This is a genomic window from Mycoplasma aquilae ATCC BAA-1896, assembly GCF_048074525.1.
Classification (GTDB): Bacteria; Bacillota_I; Bacilli_A; order Mycoplasmatales; family Metamycoplasmataceae; genus Mycoplasmopsis; species Mycoplasmopsis aquilae.
In genome coordinates this window covers 378549-403538 of sequence record NZ_CP182208.1, presented here as the reverse complement: position 1 = coordinate 403538, position 24990 = coordinate 378549, and the positions used below count along the sequence as shown (strand labels likewise).

Genomic DNA, 24990 nt, shown 5'->3' with positions numbered 1-24990 from the left:
CAATTTTCAATAGCAACTTTTAGAGTATTTTTTTCATATTATTGTTTTTTTAATACTATCTTATAGTGCTCAATGTAAATTTGTGGAAAATTGGTTTAGTTTTTAGATATTGGCTCATCGCCTAATATATAAGAATATAATTATATTGTGAGAGAAATACATAAGAAATTGAAGCTATCAAAAAATACCATTATACACGGGAGTTATGCATTATATTTACAAAATAAATTAAATAGAGACTTCCATGATATTGATATTATGCAATTTAAAAAAATACTAAATAATGATTCAAAAATAGTTGAACAATTAAAAGCACAAAATGAAGCTTTAGAAGAATTATATGATTTCTTGAGAAATACTCAGGAAATGTTGAAATTTAGTAATATTAGCACAAAAAAGATTGATGGGTACTTTAAATTCTTAGAGACTTGTATTAAAAACAATACGGATTATATTGGAGTTCTAGAAGGTTGAAAAAGTCCTGAAGAACTTCAAGATAATAATGGTTCTGCCTGAATATATAATCCAATTTTAGGAGAAATGTATGACCCTTACTAGTTATCAAGATATCGTTTTTAAAATTAAGAGATTTAAAAGAATATATATGCCATATTTATTAGCATTAATTGCCTTAAGTGTTCTTTGAATAGCATTTGTTATTTGGTGAATTATCCTAACCATAAATGCTTGTGTCATTCAAAATATAAGCTTTTGAGAAGTGCCTAATGAATCTAGAATCATCTATACTGTAGTAGCTATTTCACTTGTTATCAACATAATTCATTTAGCTTTTATGTTTAGATATGGAAATCAAATCAGTAATTCATTATCTAGATATCCCGAATTTATTGCATACTATTTAAATTCACTTAAATGATATGAACTATTTGGAACAAAATATATTGTCAGACTAGGCTTGAAGCGCAAAGGTATGAAAATTCTGAAGAATCTTAGAAAGCAATATAAAACTAATAAGCCTACTATTGAAGACTTAGAAAGTCAAATACTAGAAAAAAATCTTTATATTGCCAAAGATGTAGAGATCTAAATGGCTCATTATTAATATTGGCATTAAGTTGCACATTGTAAAGCAAATAAAAATGCAGTTACTGGCTGCATTATTTCTTAATTCTTTTTGGTTTTGAAATGTTTAAAGATAAGTATTTATCATAAGCATCAAGTAAAAATTGCTTTGGTGCTTCATTATTTATTTTTTTATAGGCCTTTTTAATTGAAAAATATTTCGCTCTTTTTGATTCGCCTTTAACATGATGAGGGGCTTCCACATCTTGTGTATAGGCTAAAAAATATGTTACTTCTTTGTCATTTCCGGTTTCACTCACTACATAATTATCGATGTAAAACACATCTGAAATAATTTGGAAATTTTTAATAGTTGTTTCTTCCATTACTTCACGGTGTGCAGTTTCTACTGGAGTTTCATCACCTTCAATGTGTCCTTTAGGAAACACTCAAATATTATTTAATTGTTTAACTAAAAGTACTTTAGTTCTAAAACGAAATTTTCTAAAAATTATGGCCCCACAGGATTTTTCTAGCATTATTTATTTAACTCTTTCACTTTCTTTTGTAATTCTTCAACTTTATTTAATTGTTCTCAAGGAAGGTTTAGATCACTTCTTCCAAAGTGTCCAAAATATGATGTTTGAAGGAAAATTGGTTTTCTTAAACCTAAAGCATCAATTATTCCTTTTGGTGTAAGGTTGAATATTTCACTTACAGCTTGTTCAATTGCGTCTTCTGGCACTGTATTTGTTCCAAAAGTATCAAGCATAATTGAAACAGGTTTAGCAACTCCGATTGCGTAAGCGATTTGAATTTCAGCTCTTTTAGCTAGTCCAGCTGCTACAATGTTTTTAGCAATCCATCTAGCTGCATATGCTGCTGAACGATCTACTTTGGTTGAATCTTTTCCACTAAAAGCTCCACCTCCATGACGTGCAGCTCCACCATATGTATCAACTATGATTTTTCTTCCAGTTAATCCAGTATCTCCGATTGGTCCTCCAATTACGAAGTTACCTGTTGGATTAATTAAAATATTTTTTGGTGCTGCTAAATTATATTGTTCCATTACAGGAAGAATAATATGATTCTTAATGTATGACTTAAATTCAGCTTCATCATAGTTTTTGGCATGTTGAATACTCATTAATACAGTATCTACAAAAACATGATTTGGATCAGTGTAGTCTAATGTAACTTGAGATTTCATGTCTGCTTTAGCATTCTTGAATTCTAGGCTAGTTCTAAGTTTTTCAGCTCTACGAACTAAAGCGTGGGCTAATGTAATACCAAGTGGCATATATTCAGGTGTTTCATCTGTAGCATATCCAAACATAATTCCTTGGTCACCAGCGCCAATTTCATCGCCCAATTCAACCCCCATAGCAATATCTTCGCTTTGGCGTTTAATATCAGTAATAAAGCTAGTTTCATTTGTATAGTAGCCTAATTGTTTTAGAATGTTTTTAGCAATTTCAATTACATCAACATCAGCATTTGATTTAACTTCTCCAGCAATAAAGATATTGTGACCTGAAGCCATGCATTCTACTGCTACTTTTGAATCTGGATCTAGAGATAAATAAGCATCTAAGATTGCGTCTGATAATTGATCACAAACCTTATCTGGGTGTCCTCTACCAACTGATTCACTACTAAATAATTTTCTCATATCACTCCTTTTGTAAATGGTTATAAAAACAAGGATTACCCTTGTTTAGAAATAGTAAATAAATTATAAAAGAAAACTAGTTTTTTAGAAATCTTATTTTAAGCTAGCCTTCTTTTTTTAGTGCTATCAGATAGCACTAAAGGTATTATCTTTTTTTAGAAACAAAATTCTTATCGTTTCTTTCAAGTAAGTTAAGTAATTTAGTTACAAAGTCAGTTTCCTCAACTGTACGTTCTTCAATAAGAATTTGACTATAATCAACGAAGGTATCAAATAAGAGTTTTCCTTCAATATATTCAGGCTTATGTTTGCTATTAGCTAACTTTTCTAAGTTACATGTTTCGTAAGCTAAAGTAGTTTTACGATTAAAGAAATGAATTTTGTTTGTTTTAACTTTAGCTGGAAATTCTTTTTTAGATTCACAATCTTTTAAGTATTCATAAAAAATTTTTGCTTCTGGATTTTCCACTAAGTTTCAAGCATTCATTTCTTTATTTCAAGCATAAATTTCACGATAAATTGTTCAAATTAATAGTCCTGTAAAGAAAACATCAAGTAATCACAATACTACAGCTATTCCAGTTAGTGTAATTTTTTCTATTTGATCATTATTTTTGTTAACTTCTTGAAAGATTTGAGCCACAAAGATAAATGCAATTGGTGTATATGCAACTGTTATTGATGTAATAATAACTGTAATTATTGTAAAGATAACAAATCTCATCTTTCAATATTTGAATAAGTTTTGGTTCAAAATCACTCTTTGTAACATTTTTTCATTATTGTGTAGATGCAAACGATTGATTTTAACATGGTTAATAAATTTAGCTTGAGCTAATACTAAGACTATAAACGCCAGAAATGGTAGTAGTCCGATAACTCAAATGGCAGCTATTGGGATCATAATTCCTCCTAAAATAAAAAACTCATTATTTGTAAATAATGAGTTAATTATACTATTTATTCTTGCTCTGTTAAACTTTTTAATTGAGCTATTTCTTTAATTGAAGGAATAATTTTACGATATGAATGGCCAATTTTACCATTATCAAAAGCAACAGGAGTTACTATACTTGCATCATAAATAATTGCAACTTGTTCTTGTTGTGATTCAAAAATATTTAACACTGGATCATTTGTTCAAGAAGCATCAGAACTATCTTGATATACCATCTTATATTGTGAACCTGTTAATTGGTTTAATGCAGTTAAAATATTATTAACTTTATCAACTTGCCCATAATTAACTTCAGTTAATCCTAAAATATCAAATCCACCCGCTGCAATTACTTTCGCAATTGACGTGTATTTGAATTCTGGGACAGTTTCTCCACCATATTTAAGAATATTTCAGTGTCCAATTCTAATTACATTTTTTCCTTTAGCATATTTATCAATCGCATTATTGGTTTTAATGTCAAATTTAGCTTCTATATCAGTAAATACTGGAGCATGATCAGAAAGCCCAGATCTTAGTGGATTTCTTTTTGCATTCTTATTATATCCTGCTAACTCTTTATCTTCCTCTGCTAAAATGTGATCTTCAAATGCCTTTAAGATATCAATTTTAAATTGTATATCTGGAGTGTTAGCTGTTGTTAAAAATTTCAATTTGTCTTTATTAACATTTTTGAAAAACATTTTGTCATATGGTTGCGAATAAGGATTAGTAATTCCTAGCGAAGTATAATATGTTAATGCATCATGTGAATTAGTTAATTTTGATACAGTTGGTGTGTATTTATCGCTAAAGTTCTCTTGCAGTGTAAAGTTTTTATCTTCAATATTTGTATCACCACCAAAAATAATATTACTATTGCTACTAATAGTTGCAAAATCATCCATTACATTAGGCAAGGCAAGAAATTCACTGAATTCTTGTGCCCCCATAATTGCATGACCATGATATTTTGTTTTAAAATCAGGATCTTTAGTTGAAATTGAACTTTCTGAATATCCTTTTTTATCTTTATAGCCAGGTGAATCTAAATGTCCAAAGATAGTTGTAAATTTAATATCTTGATTATTTAACTTAAATTGCGCTCCAAATGGTGGACGCACGTATGCAGTCTTATATGGAGATGAAACAATAAATTCAGCACTATTGGCATCTGGCTGTATTGATGGTTTTGGTTTTGAATCAATTCCATCATTATCACCTGATGTATTATCATCATTATCCTTTTCGTCCATTTTTGCAATTTGGGTTTCTAATTCTTTGATACGTTGACTATAAGTTTCATTCTCTGCAATCTTAACCTGTAATTGCTCTTGCAGTTTTGTAATTTGTGCTTGTAATTGGGCAATTTGGGTATCTTTTTCACTAGTGTCAGGTGTTTTTTTGCTTTCTAATTCAGTCACTGTTTTTTGCGCACTTTGTAATTGCTTATTAATGCTATCTTTTTCTTTTCTTAAGGCATCAAATTTAGCTTTTAAATCAGCTGCCTTTTGAATTAATTTATCTTTTTCCTTTATTTTTAAGGTTAATTCATCAATTTTAGCTTGCTTTTTATCACTATCAGGTAAACAACTGGCAGCCACAGTTGGTGCAGCTATTATCGAACCAATAGCTAAGGTTAAAAATGTTCATTTACTTCTTCTCATATCTTTATTGTATCCTAGATAGATATATAAGTCAGAAAATAGCAGAAAAAATGTGGAAATAGCTTTTATTTCCACATAGTATTTTATAAGTATGATTTTTTAATTGGGAATTCTTGAGTTAAGTTAATAACCTGAGCTTTCAATTGAGCTAGTTTTTCTTCTCCTTCAGGAGAGTTTAAGAAGTCTAAATTTCTAAGTGCATAATCAATGATGTCACACAATTCTTGTCACTTAGTAAATCCTCTACTTGTCATAGCAGCTGTTCCAAGTCTTATTCCACTTCCAAGAGTAGGTGAAAGTGTATCGAAAGGAATAGTGTTTTTATTAATTGTTATATTAATCTTTTCAAGTAGTGTTTCAGCTTGCTTACCATTAATATTGTAAGTTTCTAGTACATTAACCATAAATAAGTGGTTATCAGTACCACCTGAAATAATAACTGCTCCTTTATCTTTAAAAGCTTGACAAAATGTTTGCGCATTAGTAATTATATCTGCAGCATATTGTTTAAACATAGGTTGCATTGCTTCGTAAAAGGCTACAGCCTTTCCAGCAATAGCGTGGAATAAAGGACCACCTTGATATCCTGGGAATACTCAACGATCTACCTTTTTCGCAATCTCTTCATCATTGGTCATAATAATACCTCCACGTCCACCACGTAGGGTTTTATGTGTTGTAGAAGTAATAATATCAGCATATCCAACAGGTGAAGGATGTAATCCTGCAGCAATTAATCCAGCAATGTGAGCAATATCAGCCATTAATTTAGCTCCACATTTGTCAGCAATTTCTCTAAATTTAGCAAAGTCTACTGTTCTAGAGTAAGCTGAATAACCACAAATAATTAAATCAGGTTTTTCAATTAAAGCTTGTTGTAAGATTGCATCATAATCTAATAATCCATCTTTAGATAACTCATAAGAAACTGAGTTGTAAAAGATTCCGCTAAAGCTAATTTTGTATCCATGTGTTAAGTGGCCTCCACAGTTAAGGGCTAGCCCCATAATTTTTCCACCAGAAGGTACTACTGAAGCAATTGCAGCAGCATTAGCTACGGATCCTGAATATGGTTGCACATTAGCATATTTAACGCCAAAAATAGCTTTTAAACGATCGATAGCAGCTTGTTCAACTATATCAACATTTTCACAGCTACCATAGTATCTTCTACCAGGGTATCCTTCTCCATATTTGTTTGTTAGTACTGATCCTTGAGCTTTAAGGACATCTTCTGAAACATAGTTTTCAGAAGCGATTAATTCAATATGATCTTGTTGACGTGCAAGTTCATTGTTAATTGCATCTTGCACAACTTTGTCATGTAATTCTAAATTCTTATACATCTATTCTCCTTTTTTATTGAATTTGGCATCAATAAGTGAAATTATTTGTTCAGTTCCTACGAAACGAACCGTTGTATTAACTTTATCACCCTTTTGGAATTGATCAATGACTTTAACTGTTTGTAGCTCATTTGTGGCATTATCAATTTGATTAATAAAATCAAGTGCAGGTGAAACATAATCATTTGTATCTAATTCAAAAGTAATATCAAGTGTTTTTAATGGTTCTAAGTTTACAGCTTCAAATTTAAGTTCTGAGCTTTGTTCATTAAACATAGAGGTTAAAATTTCAGCATATAAAGTTCCATTTGTAGTGTCATATTTAGGGTGGATTTTTCCAATTCATCCTACCATTTGGTCATGGAAGATAATTTCAGCTGAAGCATTTGGATGAATCATTTCATTATCTGCTAATGGAACAAATTTTAAGTCTTTTCCAGTTATGTTAATTAAATCAAGTTGCATTTGTCTAAATGATTTAGTGCTACTTGCCATTCCATATACCATAACATTGTTATTAATCATCCCTTTTTCAAAGATGTTAATATCATTCATTTTACGTTTTAAGTTATATTCAACTACACCTGCAAGCGATGTAACGATTGAGTTTCTAACTACTTCACGTTCTTTGGATACGTAAGTTTGTAAAACTTGGTTAGTTGTAAAGTTAAATGGATTGAATTGTGCTTTTTCATGTGAAACCAAGGTAAACGTTCTAACTTCTGAATATCCTTGAGCCACAAAGTTAGATGGTGTTGGATTAGATTTCATAGTTTTAAGTGGAACGCTAGCTAAAATTTCTTCACCAATTCCATCATATGAATAGAAACGTAAAATTTCTTCAATAACATCTTCCATTACATTAACATCATATCTATATTCAGGAATTGTAATCTTACTTAGATCACTAGCTAATTTAAATCCTAAATTGCTTAATGCTTGATAAGCAAATTCTAAACGCTTAGCATCTAGTTTTCCTCCATAAGCAGCTAATTTATCTAATTCAAATTTAATCGTTTTAGCATTATTTTGAGGTACATTAGCAAACTGATTTTTACTTGGTTGCTTTAATAAAGCTTGGGCTAAAGTTTTCATTCCTTGATATGCTAAATGCTTTGTAATAGGTCTAGAAGCTTGGGCACCGGCTGGATTTGACATTTTAATTTCTCTTAAAGTATGTCTAATTTCACTAGGCATAAAAGCAGCAACTTCAAATAAGAAGTTTTTTGTTTGTTCACTAATTTGGTATGGATTTAGTACGCTAACACCAGCTAGTGAAATTAATTCATTATTAGCATAAATTGCTAATACATCTTTAACCAAGGCTTCTTTATCTTCAACTATTACATTTCCTGAGAATTTTTTAGCACTTAAAATAGCTTTAGCAGGTAGCTTGTCTAAATCATAAACTTGTGCAGGAGTTCCTGCCATTAGAAGTAACATATTAGCTACATTATTAGCTCAAGATTGATTAGTATCAAAACCATGTTTAGCTAGTAACATTTTATCAGCTAAATCAACACTAGCTTGTGGTGCAGCTACTGGAAGATAAAACGCGTCATTAATTGCCTTGTTATTTAAGTCTAATTTTAAATCACATACAAGTTCGCTAGCTTTAATTGTTGTATCCATTAATTGATAATTTACTTCAGCACCATAATATGCAGCAAGTTCACGAGCTAGTACAAAATAACTATTAGCATCATTACGGTTAGCTGTAATTGAAATTTCAATTAGATAGTCATCTAAACCTAATTTTTCAATCGGATCATCATTTAATGAAGCAAAGCTTGGATCAAAAGTTACAATTTGGTCCTTTTTACTTAATAATTTTCAATCATAACCAATTTCACTTCAAGCCCCAAACATACCTTGTGAAGGTAATCCTTTTAATTCCACTTCACTAAAAGTGAAATCACCTTTACTTGCTCCAATTGGGAAGCAAATTGTTAAGTCTCCAGGTTTTAAAATTCGGTTATTAGTTTGAATTGTATATTGCCCTGATTTAGTTTTTACTTCAACTACATCTAAGCGATCACTATTTGGGTTAGGTTTTACTGAAAGAACTTCACAAAATTGCAACCCTTTAACATTGCTAAAAGGTTTTACTTCTTCAACCTCAAAACCAATGCTGTTTAAGGTTTTTTCTACATCACTTGCAGAAAGTTTAACTCCCTTAAGTAATGAATTTAAATGATTTAGCGAAATTAACATTATGCCTCCTTGTTAGTATCTCAATTGATTGCTGTGATACCTTTTTCTATTAATTTATCGTTGATTTCTGTAAAAATATTTCTTAAAGAAGGTGTTAGCTTCCCATTACCAGTTGAGAAAGCTAAACCATCTGCATAACCAACAGTATGATATGGATCTTGACCTAGAAGGACAACTTTTGTTTCATGGACTTGGAAGAAATCAAATGCATGGAACATATCCATTTGGTGAGGTAAAACTTGTGATTCTTTTTCAGCCACTTCTAATTTATTAATGATTATTTCGAAATAAGGTTTCTTACCTTCGGTTTGTAAAATATTTAAAAAACTATCTTTCATGTCTAAATTGCTCCATTATTCTTAAATCATTTCTGTATAAATCTCTAATATCATTAAATCCGTATTTAATCATTGTAATTCTTTCAATTCCAAGACCAGCAGCCAATCCATTAAATTCTGGATCAAAACCAGCCATTGCTAAAACATTTGGATGTAGCATTCCAGCTCCTAAAATTTCAATTCATCTTCCTTTGTAAAGCACATCGACTTCAACACTTGGCTCAGTAAATGGGAAGTAACTTGGTCTAAGTCTAATTTCAACTTGTTCTTCTAGCACGTATGAAAGTAAATCTTTTAGGGTTCAAATTAAGTTTCCAAAAGAAATTCCCTTTCCTACCGAAACAATATCAACTTGTGTAAATTGGTGTGAGTGAGTTGCATCATCTTCGTCATTACGATATACTTTTCCAATGGCAAAAGTTGAAAATATTTTATTTGGATTTTCAGCCAAAACTTTAGCAGTAATTCCTGTGTTATGTGTTCTTAATAGTGTAGTTGGATTAAAGTATAAAGAATCATGCATAGCTCTAGCGGGGTGATCACTTGGAATGTTTAATCTTTCAAAATTAAATAGATCAGTGACAATTTCACCTTCTTCTTGTTGATAGTAACCATGTTGGTAGAATCATTCTTTTAATCTGTTTTCAACAATTGTAATAGGATGTAAACTAGCTGGCTTACTTAAAGGTGCAGTCACATCGATAAATTCAGAATTAACTTTAGCTTGAATTTCTAATTCTTTAATTCTATTTTCAGCTTGTTCAAAGAAGTTATTGTATGCTGTTTTAAGTTGATTAATTTTAGCTCCAAGTTCTTTTTTCATTTCTACTGGCGCAGCTTTTAATTCATTTTGTAACTGTGCTATTTCGCCTGTGGCGGCAAAGGCTTTAGCTTTAGCTTGTTTTAAGTCTTCTAATGTATTTATAGTTTCTAATTTAAGCTCCATTATAGCTCCTTATTTTTTTTAATTAAATTTCAATATTTTTCTATATTTAATTCATTTGAATTTTGTTGAGGTCAATAAAACTGCATGTTTTTAATTTCATTAGGTAGATATTGTTGCTTCACATAATTATTAGCATAATCATGCGGATATTTATAATCATTTCCATCTCCTAATTTAGCAGCTGATGCATAGTGAGCATCCCGTAAGTGCTTAGGAATTTCATAAACTGCTCCAGATGAAATAAGTTGTTCTACCTGGCTAATAGCTAAATATGAAGCATTACTTTTAGGCGCTAATGCTAGGTCTAAAATAGCAAAGCCAATAGGTAGGCGTCCTTCTGGCATCCCTAAACGTTCAAAACTTCTAATAGCTTCTGCCACTCTAAGTGAAACATTAGGTGCAGCAAGCCCAACATCTTCGTATGCCACGCAAAGCATTCTTCTAAATAATCCATCTAGATCACCTGATTGTAAAATCAGCATTCCTCAATATAAGGCAGCATCTGGATCGCTCCCTCTTAAAGATTTATGAAATGCAGACAAATTATTATAATGAGCACTCGAATTTAAATCTGAATAAAAGTTCACGTTTGGCACAACTGTTTTAATAACTTCATCAGTTACTTCTTGTCCTTCATCAACACAGTTAGCTAGCATTTGTAAATTATTAATGCTAGAACGCAAGTCACCAGCTGATAAACGTGCTAGCGCTAGTAAATGAACACGCGACACTTTTAAGCCTGGATAAGTAGATGCAACAATTTCTTCCAGTTTATTGACAATATCTACTTCAGAGATCTTATTGAATTGTAGAATTTGCATTCTGCTGCGCACTGCTGGAACAACCTTAAAATAAGGATTCTCAGTAGTGGTTGCATATACAATTATCTTGTCAAATTCAACATATGATAATAAGATATCTTGTTTATCTTTATTTAATCGATGAATTTCATCAATAATAATGCATTGATTGTTTTCTAAAATATTTACAAGTTTTGATTTTGAGTCAACTGAAGCATTAAAATAATCATATTTTAACCCCAGATCATTTGCTAACGCTATTGCAGTAGATGTTTTTCCTGTTCCAGCTTCTCCAAAAAATAAGAAGCTGCTTGTAATTTTATTTGCAACTACTTTTTTCAATAATTTTATGATATTTTGTTGGCCAACAATATCATTTAACGTCTGTGGTCTTAAGGCATTTGCTAAGTTTTGACTCTTCATATAAAACCTCATTTAATTAAATATAAATATTTAATTCAATTATACAACACTATATATTTTTATGCTTTCTAAAAAGATTAATATCAGTTGGGCATAAAGTAGCATGTATCTTCCTTATTTGGCTAAATAAGCTGTTTGTTAATCAAAAAATATCTGGCTTACAATTCCAGATATTTTTGGTTGAAATTTTCCAATAAAACTATTGGATTTTTATGTTATGCATTAGATTAAATGTATTTAAAGCTCATGAAATTTTATTCAATATGAGGATTAAGTGCTCTTTGCATAAATTCATTTACGTATTCTTGAATTTTTTTAGCAATTTTTTCTTGTTCCTTTTTTGAAAGTTTAGCAGCTTTTTTAGAAATACTTGTTAGTTTATCTGACATTTCTTGAGCAATCTGCATTGCGTTTTGTGGGTTAGCTGTGATTTTTGTTATCATTTCATCAAAAACTGTTTTCATTTCTTTTGAAATACTTTCAGAAGAAACATCAGAGTTGTTGCATGCTACAGCTGATATTGGAAGAACAACTACAGTTGAACTAATCCCTATGCTTAATAATAATTTTTTAAATTTCATATTTTCTCCTTTAAATTATTTATCAAGAACGATTTATTACTATAGGAATTATCATATTTATTTAATTCCATTATTAGAGCTTAAGGCTTGCAAATTATGATAAAAATTTTGAATTTCAAACAATGAGTTATTTTGAGATAAGAAAAAGTTATCTAGCTTATAACTAAATGAAAATAAAAAGTAAAAAATATCTTCTATCTCTGAATTATTTGCTCCCAATCGTTTTCAATATTTTATCTTGAAATTAATTTTAGATATATATCTCCTATTTGACGAGTAAGTCTCTAATAAAGGCACAAAAATTTTACATGTTAATTTTGTACTGTTCTTATTTAAAGTTTTATTTGTAATTTTATTTGAGAAATTTTCAATATCATTCTTATCTTCAATTAGTGTTTGAGATAAAATTGGCATCTTCATTATATTTTTTATTTGAAGAATCCTTGCAATAAACCCAAAATACGATGCAAAACCCATTCAGCAAAAAACATTAAAATATGTGATATAGTTGTTCAAAATAGCAAATGTAAATGCAATTGATTGAATTATTGCATATACTATTCTAAAAATTGAGTCATAAATGATTTCTTGTTTGAGCTTACGCTTTATTAATGTATTTACGAGTTTGTGGCCTTTATTATATTTCTTAATATTACATTTGGTTGGTAAATTTAATTTGCTTTCTGTGTATTTAGCTTGGAATGAGCAACCAACGCAATGTATAAAATCAATTCCTCAAAATGCATAAAAATAGTAATCTTTGATTAAAAATATGCAGCACAAGATAAGTGCAAATCATGATAATGGTGAGGTTAAATTACTACTAAAATTCATAATTAACCTAAATTATCATGTTTTTTATTATTAGGTAATGTTCTAATATATCATTCATTAATATCATGATTATAAGCTTTAGTTAGTCCTTCAGCATGAAGAGCATAATTACTCATAGCAAGCATCTCTGATAATGTTTTAACTTCTCCTGTAATTAAGTTTTTAAAAACTAAGTTCTTTCCACCTGTTGCCCCAGTGCTGTAATCATCACCATAAATGGGTGTTTCATTTATTACAACCCATCTTACTCATTTTAGATTATTCATTTGTTTTATTATATTTTCCATACGATTTTTTAGATTTTGAGTAAAATTGTTGATTTCATTTATCATCTTATCTGCTCTTATTATATCTGATGTTGAATTATATATAGTATAGCCATCTATCGCAATACTTGCACCCGCAAGAACACCTGATAATACCTCAGATGGCGTAGAAAACACAAAGGCAGATTTTATTTTCAATTTTTTCAAACCATTTAAACCACTTTTCCCCAGTGTATATAAATTATTCATATAATCAACATTCGCAACAATCGGTGTTACCCCATATGCTATTAGATTATCAAATATTGATGATTTTGTTACTTTTGCATTTTTAATAGCATTTTCAATCGACTCATAAATTTTATTTCTTTCTTCAAAAACTGTATATTCATTTTTGAACTTATCTAATGCTAGTGAGAGGCCAAAAGTTGTTGCTCCTGCTGCCATTGCTCCTAGTGTTGCAGGAGGCCAAAAGAATGAAAATATGGTTGATAAAATAGAAACAACAGACATGCCAATAATCGCAGCATTAAGTTTTTTGATTGTATATTCGTATGATTTCATTATCTCTAAATTTTTTGTTGAAACCGATTGCAATGATTTTAATTCATCTTCTAATTTAATAAATTCAATGCCTATTAATTTTGAGTTCTCATTCAGTTTTTCTTTATCAACACTTACATTTACTGAATATCCTTTTTTTGCATCGGTTATAATTTGCTTGTATTTTTTGCTAATTTCTTGATTTATAATCTTCTCAAGTTTTTGCTTTTCTTTGATTTTTGACTGTTCTTCTCTAATTGTTTTTCTAAATTTTGTTTTAAATTTAGCAACAAAGGTGTCCACCTTTGAAAGAGCATCATTATATTGTTCCATATCTATGAGCTTTTTCTCTTTTGCTAAATTTAAAAATTTTATTAACATGTCCTTAACTTCTTGATCTGAAATTTTCTCGCGTACTATCTTTAGAGAACTATCAGAACTATTTTGGATAAAATTAGCTAATTTACTAAATAATTCTTCATTCCCTTTTATGAATTCAGGTACTAGTAATTGATTAAAAATTTTCCCAAATTCATCAAAATCTGCTTCTTTGTTTATTGATGCTTTATTTATTATGTTTGGATTATCTACTGTTGTACCCACTAAGCTTGTGCTTAAATTTCCAATTGCATTAATTGGTTCTCCTAATTTTAAAATAGTTTTCATTTAACTCCTTGTTATTTTGTGAAAGGCTACTTTTAAATAAGTAAGCCTTATAAATTATTATAAATAAGAATAAAAACATTTTAATAAAATTGTAAAAAGTTTCCATATATTGACTTTTGTGCCTATCTGCTAGCGAAAAATAGATACTATCCAAAATCTTGTGTAAATTTAAAATTACCCAAAAAAGGGTAAAAAGAAAAGATAAGTTACCTTATAATTTTTTTGAACAAGAAAGGAACTTATCTATGAATAATTTTAAACTATTAAACCAAGATTTTATTAAAAACTTTTCTAAAAGTATAAATAGTATTGATGACTTTATGAAACTAATGCTTGAACAATACAAAAACGATATTCAACATATATTAAACGAACTATTAAAAGATGGATTAACTGAATTTCTTAAATACGAGAAATACAAAAGAGCAGATACTGATAATTATAGAAATGGGTACTACACAAGAAAATTATTATTAGAAATCGGAGAAATTGAACTAAATATTCCTAGAGATAGAAATGGGGATTTCAATAATAAACTAATTAAAAATATCAAAGAACACAAGAAGAAGTGACAAAATTAGTCAAAATTTTATTTAAAAGGGAATGGATTATTCAGATATTATCGATGTCACGACTGATTTATTTGGAAAGCAGTTATCTAAACAATCTATAACAAATATAACTGATAAATTTTTGGTAAATGTTGAAGAATTTAAGAAAAGACAACTTAAAAAGAATATAAAGTTGTCTACTTGGATGCAACATTTTTGAGCATTAAACGTGGTACATATAGCAAAGAAGCTGTTTATATAGCACTCGGTATAAGCCTTGAAGGAAATAAAGAGGTACTAGCTTTTGATATTAATCCTAATGAAAGCGCAAACAACTGAGATGAAATACTTCAAGATATAAAGAATCGTGGTGTTGAGAACGTCGAACTTTTTGTTACTGATGGATTAGCCGGAATTAAAGATGTAATCTTCAAAAACTTTCCATCTACTAAATTTCAAAGATGTTGAACGCATATATCTCGTAATATATCTACAAAAGTGAAACCATCAGATAATTTTGAAATTATCCAAGACTTAAAATTAATTTACAATCAAACCGATGAAGAACAAGCTATTCAAAAATTCAATTCATTTTTAAATAAGTGAAACAAGAAATACCCAAACATTACAAGAGGACTCCTTAAAATTGCGGATGATTTATTTGCGTTCTATTCTTTTCCTTATGCAATACGAAAATCAATATATACGACTAACTTAATAGAAGCATTAAATTCACAAATAAAAAGACAATTAAAGGGTAAAAAACAATTCTCCACAGTAGAAGCTGCGGAGAAAATACTTGTTGCAATGTTTGAAGAGTACAATTTTAAGAATTCTCAATACAAACATTGTGGGTTTAAAAACATTTAATAAATTATGTATAATTTGTATACCATAAGAATTATAAAACTTATCTTTACAAATTTACACAAAATTATTTATAGTATCGAAAAATATGAAAAAAGCACCATTTCTGGCGCTTATAAATCTTACATAGTAGTTGATATACTTTAGTTATAGAATCCATCATTTTATCAACATTATAATGTTTTCAAATCTTCTTCTAGGTTGCTGATTAATTGTTGTATTATCACTTTAGTATCTGCGACTTGCTTGTCTACATCGATAGTTATTTTGTTTGCTAGCGCAGTCATGTTTATATATGATTGAATAGTACGTGTACGCTCATTAATATTGTTTAATTCATTATCAAGTTTTTCAATTGCGTTTTTTATCATTTCTCTATAAACAACATCAATCCCTTGCTCTGCGTATTCCTTAATAATAGTTTGTACATATCTTTCAATTTCATCCATAAACTTAGAGTTATCTTTAGTAGAATCAACATTCATATATCTGTTTTTATTGATGAAAATTGTTTTTCTTAAAGCATCTTTAAGAATTTTAGGGGTATTTGAATCTGATATTTTACTAATAATAAATAAGTCTTTAAAATTGTTAATCATTTGTTGATTAGTAACATTTTTTGTCTCAATATATGAACTAATCAAAAATTGCTTATCACCAATTGCAAATTCAGACTTATCCTTTACTAAGTCTGGAATAACTAGTCTTTCCGGGCATATCGATCCAGCAAGACACCCATTTGTATCAAAATATGAAAGATTAAGCATCTGAGTCATTAAAGTAGCTATCTTCAAATCTAAATTAACTTGTCAAAAAATATTTTCATTTTTTATTTTGCCTTCTAAATAGTTGATTCAATTTTTTGTTTCATTTGTGCCTAATTGCTTTAGTAATTTCAATATTCAAAAGCCATGTTCATATTCTGATTTTTCTTTTAGAAGTTCTGCGATCTTTGAATCTTGTTTGTGATTTGTTTTAAATACGTTTATATTTCGATTTCTATTTTCTTTATATTCATCAAAAATATAGCTGATTTTATTATCTGAATTAGTGTTGTCATTTTTGCCAAGGAATGTTGCAATATCATTTAATTCATCAATAATTATATTTAGTTTTTCAACTCTATCACTAATTTGAGAATCATTTGCAATACGTGCATACTTAGCTAAAAGCTTATTTGTTTGATCAATAATACCATCCAGTTTTAAATATTTTGAATCATTATATAAAGCAGGAAAAGCTAACAAATTGCTATAAATCCCTTCATTTATATTATCTACTGCTGCAGACACCTTGCTATTCAATTTTGAAACATCAATATCTTTATCAGTTTGATTGCATGCACAAGCAAAAGCAAGTGGTGTAATTGCTAATGGAGCTGCAAAATAGAATTGTCATGTTTTCTTCATTTTTCTCCTTTATCTTACATATAATCAAATTATAAAGGAGAGTTGAATAATTTTGTGCAATAAGCAAAAAGTTTCCACATTTTGACTTTTGTGCCTATGCGCTAGAGAAAAATATGAAAAAAGCACCTAAGTGCTTATAAGTTGTGGTATGGTTCTTTAATGTCTTTTAACACGAATTTATATTCAGGAAACATACCTGTTAAAATTTCATACATGTGTCATGCATAAACTTGCTCATCTAAATGAGGGACTTCTAAGATATTTGTCTTCATTTGATCAAAGACAATTCAGTCACTTCATCTAAAATCACTTGAAATGATTAAGTCTACCTGTGAGGCTAAATCATTTATTTGACCAATATACCCGCTACCAGATAAAATGGCTACTGTAGCATATTTATCATTATACTTATCAGCTGGTACATTGGTTCTAAATGCAGATAAATGCATTTTATCTTCTAATAATTTTTTAAGTTCTAAAAGGGATTTATTTGCCTTAAACACAGCGCTAAAAGTCTGAGTTTTGTCTCAATCCATTGAGGCTTCTAGACCCATATATTTAACGATTTGATATGAAGTTCCATATGGATCACAATCATAATTAGTATGCATTGAATATGCTGTAATTTGATGTTTTCTTAATAAGTTTAGAATTTCACGTTTATAAGGAGCTTTTTTGTCCTCAGCAAGTCAAGTTGCTTCAAATTTAAATGGGTGATGAGTTAAAATTACATTACAATCATTGGCAATCGCTTCTTGAAGTACATCCATAGTTAAATCAATTGCCAAAACTGCTCCCTTAAAGTGTTTACTTTGAACAGTTTTAACACTATATCCAGATGGATCTCAAATTTCTTTGTTTACATTTGGATACATTGAATTAACTACATTGATAAAATCTTTTATTTTTAAACTTTTTTCTTTACGCATTTTAGTTTTTTAAATAATCCTTTAAATTTTTGCCATGTTTAACATTGCTCTTTAATTTACGTAAAATCTTGTTTTCAATTTGTCTTACACGTTCTTTCGAAACACCACCACGGTCGATTGAAAGTTCTTCTAAAGAGTGCACTCTATATCTTTCACCATTTTCATCAACTCCTACACCAAAGCGCTTACAGATTAATTTTCTATCTTCTGGTTCGAGTTCGCTAATCATATCATCAAGAATTTTACTTAATTCTTCATGAGATGCATAGTCAACTGGTGAAATGATATTTTCATCTTTAACAAAGTCACTAAATGATGAATCATTTTCTTTACCAACTTGTTTATCTAATGAAATTGGGTCAATATTAATTTTTCTAATGTATCTAACTTTAGCAGCATCAAAGCCATTTCCGTATTTGTCTGCAATTTCATCATCGCTAGGTTCTCTTCCTAGTTCTTGTTGCAATTCGCGTTCGATTTTAGAAATCTTATTGATTGTTTCAACCATGTGCACTGGCACACGAATTGTTCTAGCTTGGTCAGCTACAGCACGAGTAATTGCTTGACGAATTCATCATGTTGCATATGTAGAAAACTTAAACCCTTTATTAACATCGTATTTTTGAACAGCTTTTAGAATACCAGAGTTACCTTCAGAAATAAGATCAATGAATGAAAGACCTCTGTTCTTGTATTTTTTAGCATTATTAATAACTAAACGTAAGTTTCTTTGGATTAGCTTATCTCTTGCTCTTTTTCCTCTGAAACCACCTTTTTCCATTTGTTCAGCTAATTTACGTTCTTCTTCAACAGTAAGTAATTCTCCATACTTACCAATTCATCTCATGTATCACTTAACAATATCGTTAGTTTCAGTTAGCTTGTTAGATAAGTCAGCTTTTTTCTTAGGAGTTTCATTTAGATCTACTGCTTCAACATAATCAAATGATAAAGCGTTTAGGTTAATATCAAGATCATCAGGCTCTTCAAAGAAGTTTTCGTTTAATTTTTCGTCATCATCTTCAGAATCATCGTCTTCGTCTTCCTCTTCTTCGATTTCTTCATCCGGAATCTTGTAATAATCTTCGTCAACTTCATCATCTTCAACGTAATCATCATCTACAAAGTCATCGTCATCTTTGTCATCTTCGAAGTCAATATCTATATCATCGTTATCGATTTCTGGTAATTCCTCATCCTCATCATCTAAGTCAAGCGCTTTTGAAGTTTTGCTTTTAGCTTTTGACTTATTTTTAGCTTTATCTTCATTGATTTCATCTAAAAAATCATCTGCTGAATAATCACCATCTAAGTATTCTTCATCATCTTCAGCAATGATGTTATTATCTTTTAATTCTTCAAGAAAATCATCAAATTCAGCATCCTCAATAAATAAATTTTTAGCTGCTAGAACTTCTAGCAATTCATCTTGTGTAAAGTAATCCTTATGTTTATGTTTTAATTGTTGTTTTAGATAAGTTATCACTGTGTTATAGTCAAATTTATTATCCATACAACCCCCTTTATTTCTTTTTGAGCGTTAAACGCTTATTTTTGTAGTTTATTAATAAACTAATTTGGTCCTGAATATATGTTGGAACAGGCACATTACCATTTTCTGGATATACAAAGTTTTTAAATTTTTCTCACTCGGCTACTTGCTCATTTAATGCTGGCATTAACGGAATTGAAGAACCATTTGTTACTTTTGCTTCATTAATATTTTCATCAATATAATCTTTAATAATTAAGTTGTTAGCAGCGGAATTAGTATCAATTGTATTTAGCATCAAATTTAATGATTGAGATATTTGTTCAAAAATTTGTTTTGCATCTTGAGGTGTTTCAAGTGTAATGGTGTATTCAAATAAATCTTTGATGTTTTCTGGCTTAGCAAAAATAAGCGCTACATCTGAAGTACTTTTGAGTAATTCTAAAATATTTTCATTACTCATTGCCCTAATTAGTAGAGCTAAACGATTTTGATTAGTTAATAAGTCTACTTTTTCTTGGTAGCTTTTAGCATGTTTATAATCTACTAGTTCTTCATCATTATGAAATACATCATAATGAGGGACTTTATCCAACTCTTTTATAGTTAGCGTGTAATTATACTCTTTTTGTAGTAAGCTAGCTATATATTTTTGTTGTTCAATATCAAGTAGGTCAATATAAGATTTAAGCACTAAAATAAATTTAGAAAAAGCTTCATAATCTTTAAGAGTATCAACTTTATGCTTTTGCTTTAATTTTTCATAGATAAAGTTGACAGCTGATATTTGCGAGTTTTTAATTAGCTCAGTTAATGTTTCAGCTCCATAAGTATTCAAAATTTCATCAGCATCTTTTGAATAATTATTTTCAATTAAGGACACTGTAAAATTGTGCTCGAATAAAATTTTTACAGTGCGTAGTGCAGCATCTATTCCAGCTGCATCATTATCTAAGAATAAAATAACTTTGTTGTTTTTAATTAAATTTAAATGTTCCTTGGTTAGAGCAACTCCCATTAAGGCTACTACGTTTTCAAATCCAGCTTTATATAATGCAATTGCATCCATAAATCCTTCAACTAGAATAACTTCTTTTTTGCTTGCAATTGCTTCTTTAGCATTATTGAAGTTATATAAAATCTTAGATTTATTAAACAACTCAGTTGCTGGAGAGTTAACATATTTTGCTACAGGGTGAGCTTCAATTGATCTGGCCGAAAATCCAACTAATTCATTGAATTCATTTCTAATCCCAAATGTAACTCTATCTCAAAATAGTTCATGTAAGTCACTATTAATTAGACCAGCCTTAAGCATGAGACCAGTATCAAAGTTTAATGACTTTAAATATTCAAGGGTCTTATTTTTAGGTGCATAACCAATGTCAAACTTTTCACGCAATGTTGCATCATCAAGTTTTCTAACTTTAAGATATTCCATTGCAGCTGGATTAGTTAACACTTGAACCTTGTAATATGAATTAGTAATTGAAAGCATATCAATCAATTCTAAAGTTTCTTGTGAATAGGCTTGAACATTTTGTGAATTCTTTAATGAACTAAAATCATATTGAATTCCAGCTCTTTGAGCTAAGAATTCAAGTGCCTGAATAAAGTTTCAATTTTTGATCCGTTGTAAGAAGCCTACAACATTACCAGAAGCTCCACAAGGGAAGCATTTAAAGATTTGTTTTTGGGGAGAAACTGTAAAACTTGGTGTGGAATCTTCATGAAATGGACAAAGTCCTACATAGTTGTTTCCTTTTTTAGCTAAATTAATAAACTCAGAAATTACATCAACTATGTTAGAACTAGTAATTATCTGATTAACTAATTCCGTTGGGATTCTCTTGTTTTCCATTCTTTCTCCAAAATTTTAACTATTTATGTGAGGCTAAAAACTCATTTAGTTTAGAGATTTCCACTCTAACTTGTTCCATTGTGTCTCTATTTCTCAATGTCACACAATTGTCTTCTAATGTATCATAATCTACTGTTAAACATCAATATGTTCCAATAGCATCTTGACGACGATATCTTTTTCCAATTGAACCAGCTTCATCATATGTTACTGAAATACCTTGGTCAATTAAACTTGCAAAGATTTCTTTACTTGTTTCAGATAACTTCTTAACAAGTGGCAAGACAGCTACTTTGTATGGTGCAAGTTCGTAAGTAAATTTAAGTACAACTCTTGAATCATTTTCAGCAAGCGTTTCTTCACAGTATGCATCAGAAATAATTGCTAACATTAAACGATCAAGCCCAATACTTGGTTCAATTACATAAGGAATCACTTTTGTATTAGTTTCAGGATCTAAGTAATCAAGTGATTCACCTGTCGCTTTCATGTGAGAAGTTAAATCATAATTTGTACGGTTAGCAACTCCTAAAAGTTCTCCTCATCCAAATGGGAATTTAAATTCTATATCACTAGTTGCATCTGAATAGTGAGACAGTTCTTCTGGTTCATGAGCTCTAATACGAATGCTATCTTGCTTGATTCCTAATTTTTGCACAAAGTTATAAGCCTTGTTAATGTAATAATCAAATCACACATTCGCTTCTTCTGGTTTAGTGAAGAATTCAAGTTCCATTTGTTCAAATTCTCTTGTTCTGAAAATAAAGTTTCCTGGAGTTACTTCATTTCTAAAGCTCTTTCCTACTTGGGCAATACCAAATGGTAGTTTAGCTCTCATAGTTCTTTGAACGTTTTTGAAGTTTACAAAAATACCTTGAGCAGTTTCAGGTCTTAAATAAACTTTTGATTTAGCGCCTTCAATAACTCCTTGAGATGTTTCGAACATTAAATTAAATTTCTTGATTTCTGATCAATTTGTTTTTTCACCTTCATATTCTTTAATGTGATCTTTAACAAATTGTGTCATTTCTTCAAATGTCATTTTTTCAGGAATAATATTTTCATCATATTCTTGAATTAATTTATCAGCTCTATATCTTTTTCCATTAACTTTGTTTTCGATTAACGGATCAGAGAAATTAGATACGTGACCTGAAGTCACTCAAACGTTTGGATTCATTAATATTTTTGAATCAATTAAAAAGTTATTTCCCTCTCTTAAAACAAATTCTTTCTTTCAAGCGTTTGCTACGTTGTCTTTTAATAAAGCTCCTAGTGGTCCGTAATCTCATGTATTTGATAATCCACCATAGATTTCACTTCCTTGGAATACAAATCCACTATTTTTTAAATGATTTACTATTATTTGCATTGAGTCTTTGTTATTTAGCATATTGCTATTTTACCACAATATTAAAAAATTATATTTTTTAATAGCATAATTTTGAAAAAATGAAAATATTTTTTCCACATTTTATTTTAGGTACAAAAAAAGCACATAACGTGCTTTTAAAATAAACTAAAGTGTTGGAATAATTCCGATTCCCATTAAGATCACAAGTGTGATTAGGATTCCGTATGACAATGCTAGTAAGAAGATAGCAAATCAGTTAACTGTGCTTTCAGTTCTTTCAGCTGGAACTTCTTTAACAACTTCTTTTTCTTCAGCTGGTGTTTGGAATACCATGAAGTGTTGTCTTTGAGCATCATGTCCAATGAAAATAGCGTAGTGGTATTGGTCTTTTGGTACAAATCCTACATGTTTATCATTGAATAAAACGTATGAAGTTTTTTGTGCTAGTTTGATGTTTCCATTTAATGAACATACTGAATAAATGCAATTTTCAGCTGTGTTTGCTATTTCTGGTTTACCAATAATTTTTGCATCGAATTCTTGTACTGATTTTGTAAGTGAGTACATAATTGCTGCAAGTAATTCTTTTAAGTCTTCTGATTTAAGTTCTTTTTCTAATGCTTTAGCAACTTCTAGTACATCTTTGAAATTCTTTTCAATAGCTTTAACGTCTTCAACTGATGTTTCGGTGTATTCTAATTGAGCTACTGTTGAACGCATTTTTCTAGCATAAATTGCTAATACTTTTAATTGTTCTTCAACAGGTAAGTCTCTTACATAAGCATATTCTACAATTTTGTCTTCAACTACTGAAACAACTGGAAGAACTACTTCTTCTTTTTCAATAATTACTTCTTTTGTTGCGTCTTTTTCTAGTTTTTCAGATTTTTCTCTTAATTCTTCAATTTCTTTTAATAGTTGTTCTTTATCTGAGTCTGAGTCTTGTAATCTCTTGTAAAGTTCTTGTAATTCTTTTTCGTAATCTGTTGCGTGTTTTGCTGATAATAAAGCTGATAATTCTGCTAATTTTTTGTTTAATTTTTCAATTTCAATATCTTTAGCTGATTTCTTTCTTTCAATTTTGAAGTCATCATCAACTGGGAAGTATGTTTCTGGGTCTTTTAAGATTTTGAAGTCAACAACAGCTTTTAAGTTTTTAGCTGCTTCTTTATCATTTCTTAATCCTGATTTAGGATCAATTGCTAATTCTTCAGCTGTAGCATCATATTCTAATCCACCATCGAATTTGTCAACATTAAATTCGTAGGCCATAACTTCTTTGTCGCCTCTTAATTCTTTTTCAGCAATTACTAATCCACCTCAGATTTTTTTATCTGTTTGGAATCATGTTGCAGCATCGTATCCTAATGATAAGAATCATGTCATAGCATCTTTACGTGACTTAAATAAAGCTAATGGACTTTCTACTTTTGGGTGTTTTAAAGCTCATGGATAGTTTTTATCTTTATTTGGTCTATATAAACATTGTAAACGTTTCATTTTTCCTCTTTCTAATAGTTATATTAGCCTTTAGGCTAGTTATATTATTTTTTTATATATAAAAATTATATCCATTTCGCACCTTTTTTCTAATATTTTCACATTTTCTGTTTATCCTTGAAAAATAGCACTAAAAGTATGCGAAATGTGGAAAAAATAAAAAAATATTAGGCAATTTTAGGGAAAAATAGACTTTTGCAACTATACGCAAGTTATAAAATGCTAAATTTAATGATATTTTAACCTCTTGTGGATAAATAAATCACTAGCTAGTAAACCTAATTTTATCACATATTACTTTCGAGTTAATTTCCTCTAATAAATAAAAACTGTTTTATAATTCTATATATATGGAAACAAAATTATTATATAAAGTAGGACAAGTTGTAACCGCAAAGGTTACAAGAACAGGCAGCAAGTTTGCTCTCCTCGAAGATAAAAATAATAGTAAATTTATTATTTACAAAAACGAAGTAACTGATTTTTACAAAATGCAAGTGTACGATATTTTACAAGTAAAAGATATCGTAAATTTTGTTGTGACCGGATATGATCAAAATACTAATCAATATATTGGATCATTTAAAAGAAATCACCCTAACTTTTTAAAGAGTGAACAATATTTTAGTAACAGTAAAAATCGTAAAAATGAATTAAAGGAAACAAAAAATGGCTTTGCTAATTTAAGAGAATTTACTTTATCTTATATTGATCCAGAAGCTGCTAAAAAAGCTGCTGAAGATGAAGCTACAAATATTAAGGAATAAT

The 24990-nt window shown here is 29.6% G+C and carries 22 protein-coding genes and 1 pseudogene; 5 read left to right on the top strand and 18 right to left on the bottom strand.

The annotated features are described in order from the left end of the window. Window positions 1–258: 258 nt before the first annotated feature. Both ACM0IS_RS01780 and ACM0IS_RS01775 read left to right on the top strand, forming a co-directional pair. A complete protein-coding gene (locus tag ACM0IS_RS01780; protein WP_416756592.1) occupies window positions 259–558 on the top strand; it encodes a hypothetical protein in 300 nt (99 codons plus the stop codon). Beyond that, a complete protein-coding gene (locus tag ACM0IS_RS01775) occupies window positions 545–1048 on the top strand; it encodes a hypothetical protein (RefSeq protein ID WP_416756590.1) in 504 nt (167 codons plus the stop codon). The genes ACM0IS_RS01780 and ACM0IS_RS01775 overlap by 14 nt, the downstream gene beginning before the upstream one ends. 70 nt (window positions 1049–1118) lie before the next feature. On the opposite strand, the gene ACM0IS_RS01770 is transcribed toward ACM0IS_RS01775, so the two are convergent. The 12 genes from ACM0IS_RS01770 to ACM0IS_RS01715 all read right to left on the bottom strand — a co-directional run bounded on the left by ACM0IS_RS01770 (window position 1119) and on the right by ACM0IS_RS01715 (window position 14259). Next, window positions 1119–1562 (bottom strand): NUDIX domain-containing protein, encoded by a 444-nt coding sequence (locus tag ACM0IS_RS01770; RefSeq protein WP_416756588.1) that lies wholly within the window; start codon window positions 1560–1562, stop codon window positions 1119–1121. Beyond that, window positions 1562–2698 (bottom strand): methionine adenosyltransferase, encoded by a 1137-nt coding sequence (gene metK, locus ACM0IS_RS01765; RefSeq protein WP_416756586.1) that lies wholly within the window; start codon window positions 2696–2698, stop codon window positions 1562–1564. The genes ACM0IS_RS01770 and metK overlap by 1 nt, the downstream gene beginning before the upstream one ends. Before the next feature lie 145 nt (window positions 2699–2843). After that, window positions 2844–3602 carry a hypothetical protein gene (locus ACM0IS_RS01760; protein ID WP_416756584.1) on the bottom strand — a complete coding sequence of 253 codons (759 nt, stop codon included), beginning with the start codon at window positions 3600–3602 and terminating at the stop codon, window positions 2844–2846. Between the two features lie 56 nt (window positions 3603–3658). Further along, a complete protein-coding gene (locus ACM0IS_RS01755; RefSeq protein WP_416756582.1) occupies window positions 3659–5302 on the bottom strand; it encodes a hypothetical protein in 1644 nt (547 codons plus the stop codon). An 83-nt stretch (window positions 5303–5385) separates the two neighbouring features. Then, complete coding sequence (gene glyA / locus ACM0IS_RS01750) at window positions 5386–6648, bottom strand: serine hydroxymethyltransferase (RefSeq protein WP_416756580.1); 1263 nt, start codon at window positions 6646–6648, stop codon at window positions 5386–5388. Next, the gene (locus tag ACM0IS_RS01745) at window positions 6649–8862 is read right to left on the bottom strand and encodes a phenylalanine--tRNA ligase subunit beta (protein WP_416756579.1); all 2214 of its coding nucleotides are present in this window, start codon (window positions 8860–8862) and stop codon (window positions 6649–6651) included. Then, window positions 8862–9200 carry a hypothetical protein gene (locus ACM0IS_RS01740; RefSeq protein WP_416756577.1) on the bottom strand — a complete coding sequence of 113 codons (339 nt, stop codon included), beginning with the start codon at window positions 9198–9200 and terminating at the stop codon, window positions 8862–8864. Before ACM0IS_RS01740 ends, ACM0IS_RS01745 begins: the two co-directional genes overlap by 1 nt. Further along, the gene (gene pheS, locus ACM0IS_RS01735) at window positions 9190–10146 is read right to left on the bottom strand and encodes a phenylalanine--tRNA ligase subunit alpha (protein ID WP_416756576.1); all 957 of its coding nucleotides are present in this window, start codon (window positions 10144–10146) and stop codon (window positions 9190–9192) included. The genes ACM0IS_RS01740 and pheS overlap by 11 nt, the downstream gene beginning before the upstream one ends. Beyond that, complete coding sequence (locus ACM0IS_RS01730; protein WP_416756575.1) at window positions 10146–11369, bottom strand: replication-associated recombination protein A; 1224 nt, start codon at window positions 11367–11369, stop codon at window positions 10146–10148. Before ACM0IS_RS01730 ends, pheS begins: the two co-directional genes overlap by 1 nt. A gap of 254 nt (window positions 11370–11623) precedes the next feature. Further along, complete coding sequence (locus ACM0IS_RS01725) at window positions 11624–11950, bottom strand: hypothetical protein (protein WP_416756573.1); 327 nt, start codon at window positions 11948–11950, stop codon at window positions 11624–11626. A 57-nt stretch (window positions 11951–12007) separates the two neighbouring features. Beyond that, entirely contained in the window at window positions 12008–12784 is a 777-nt protein-coding gene (locus tag ACM0IS_RS01720) for a hypothetical protein (protein WP_416756571.1), read from the bottom strand. 2 nt (window positions 12785–12786) lie between these two features. Next, window positions 12787–14259, bottom strand: coding sequence for a hypothetical protein (locus ACM0IS_RS01715; RefSeq protein ID WP_416756570.1), 1473 nt, complete (start codon window positions 14257–14259; stop codon window positions 12787–12789). Between the two features lie 158 nt (window positions 14260–14417). Here ACM0IS_RS01715 and ACM0IS_RS01710 point away from each other — a divergent pair, with 158 nt between their 5' ends. Together ACM0IS_RS01710 and ACM0IS_RS01705 are read left to right on the top strand one after the other, a co-directional pair. Next, on the top strand, window positions 14418–14840 hold the full coding sequence (locus tag ACM0IS_RS01710) for a transposase (RefSeq protein ID WP_416755872.1): 423 nt from the start codon (window positions 14418–14420) through the stop codon (window positions 14838–14840). Window positions 14841–14862: 22 nt separating this feature from the next. After that, window positions 14863–15680, top strand: a pseudogene (locus ACM0IS_RS01705) (IS256 family transposase). Between the two features lie 170 nt (window positions 15681–15850). Here ACM0IS_RS01705 and ACM0IS_RS01700 read toward each other — a convergent pair. The 6 genes from ACM0IS_RS01700 to ACM0IS_RS01675 form a co-directional block, all read right to left on the bottom strand. Continuing rightward, on the bottom strand, window positions 15851–17086 hold the full coding sequence (locus tag ACM0IS_RS01700) for a hypothetical protein (RefSeq protein ID WP_416756569.1): 1236 nt from the start codon (window positions 17084–17086) through the stop codon (window positions 15851–15853). A 134-nt stretch (window positions 17087–17220) separates the two neighbouring features. After that, window positions 17221–18015 carry a Nif3-like dinuclear metal center hexameric protein gene (locus tag ACM0IS_RS01695; RefSeq protein WP_416756568.1) on the bottom strand — a complete coding sequence of 265 codons (795 nt, stop codon included), beginning with the start codon at window positions 18013–18015 and terminating at the stop codon, window positions 17221–17223. Window position 18016: 1 nt separating this feature from the next. Then, window positions 18017–19528 (bottom strand): RNA polymerase sigma factor, encoded by a 1512-nt coding sequence (locus tag ACM0IS_RS01690; protein ID WP_416756567.1) that lies wholly within the window; start codon window positions 19526–19528, stop codon window positions 18017–18019. A 10-nt stretch (window positions 19529–19538) separates the two neighbouring features. Then, entirely contained in the window at window positions 19539–21368 is a 1830-nt protein-coding gene (gene dnaG / locus ACM0IS_RS01685) for a DNA primase (protein WP_416756566.1), read from the bottom strand. 19 nt (window positions 21369–21387) lie between these two features. Next, window positions 21388–22761: a glycine--tRNA ligase gene (locus ACM0IS_RS01680; RefSeq protein WP_416756564.1), complete on the bottom strand. Its 1374-nt coding sequence runs from the start codon at window positions 22759–22761 to the stop codon at window positions 21388–21390. Window positions 22762–22887: 126 nt separating this feature from the next. After that, window positions 22888–24222, bottom strand: coding sequence for a coiled-coil domain-containing protein (locus ACM0IS_RS01675; protein ID WP_416756562.1), 1335 nt, complete (start codon window positions 24220–24222; stop codon window positions 22888–22890). 350 nt (window positions 24223–24572) lie between these two features. Here ACM0IS_RS01675 and ACM0IS_RS01670 point away from each other — a divergent pair, with 350 nt between their 5' ends. Further along, window positions 24573–24989 carry a hypothetical protein gene (locus ACM0IS_RS01670; RefSeq protein ID WP_416756560.1) on the top strand — a complete coding sequence of 139 codons (417 nt, stop codon included), beginning with the start codon at window positions 24573–24575 and terminating at the stop codon, window positions 24987–24989. Window position 24990: the final 1 nt, after the last annotated feature.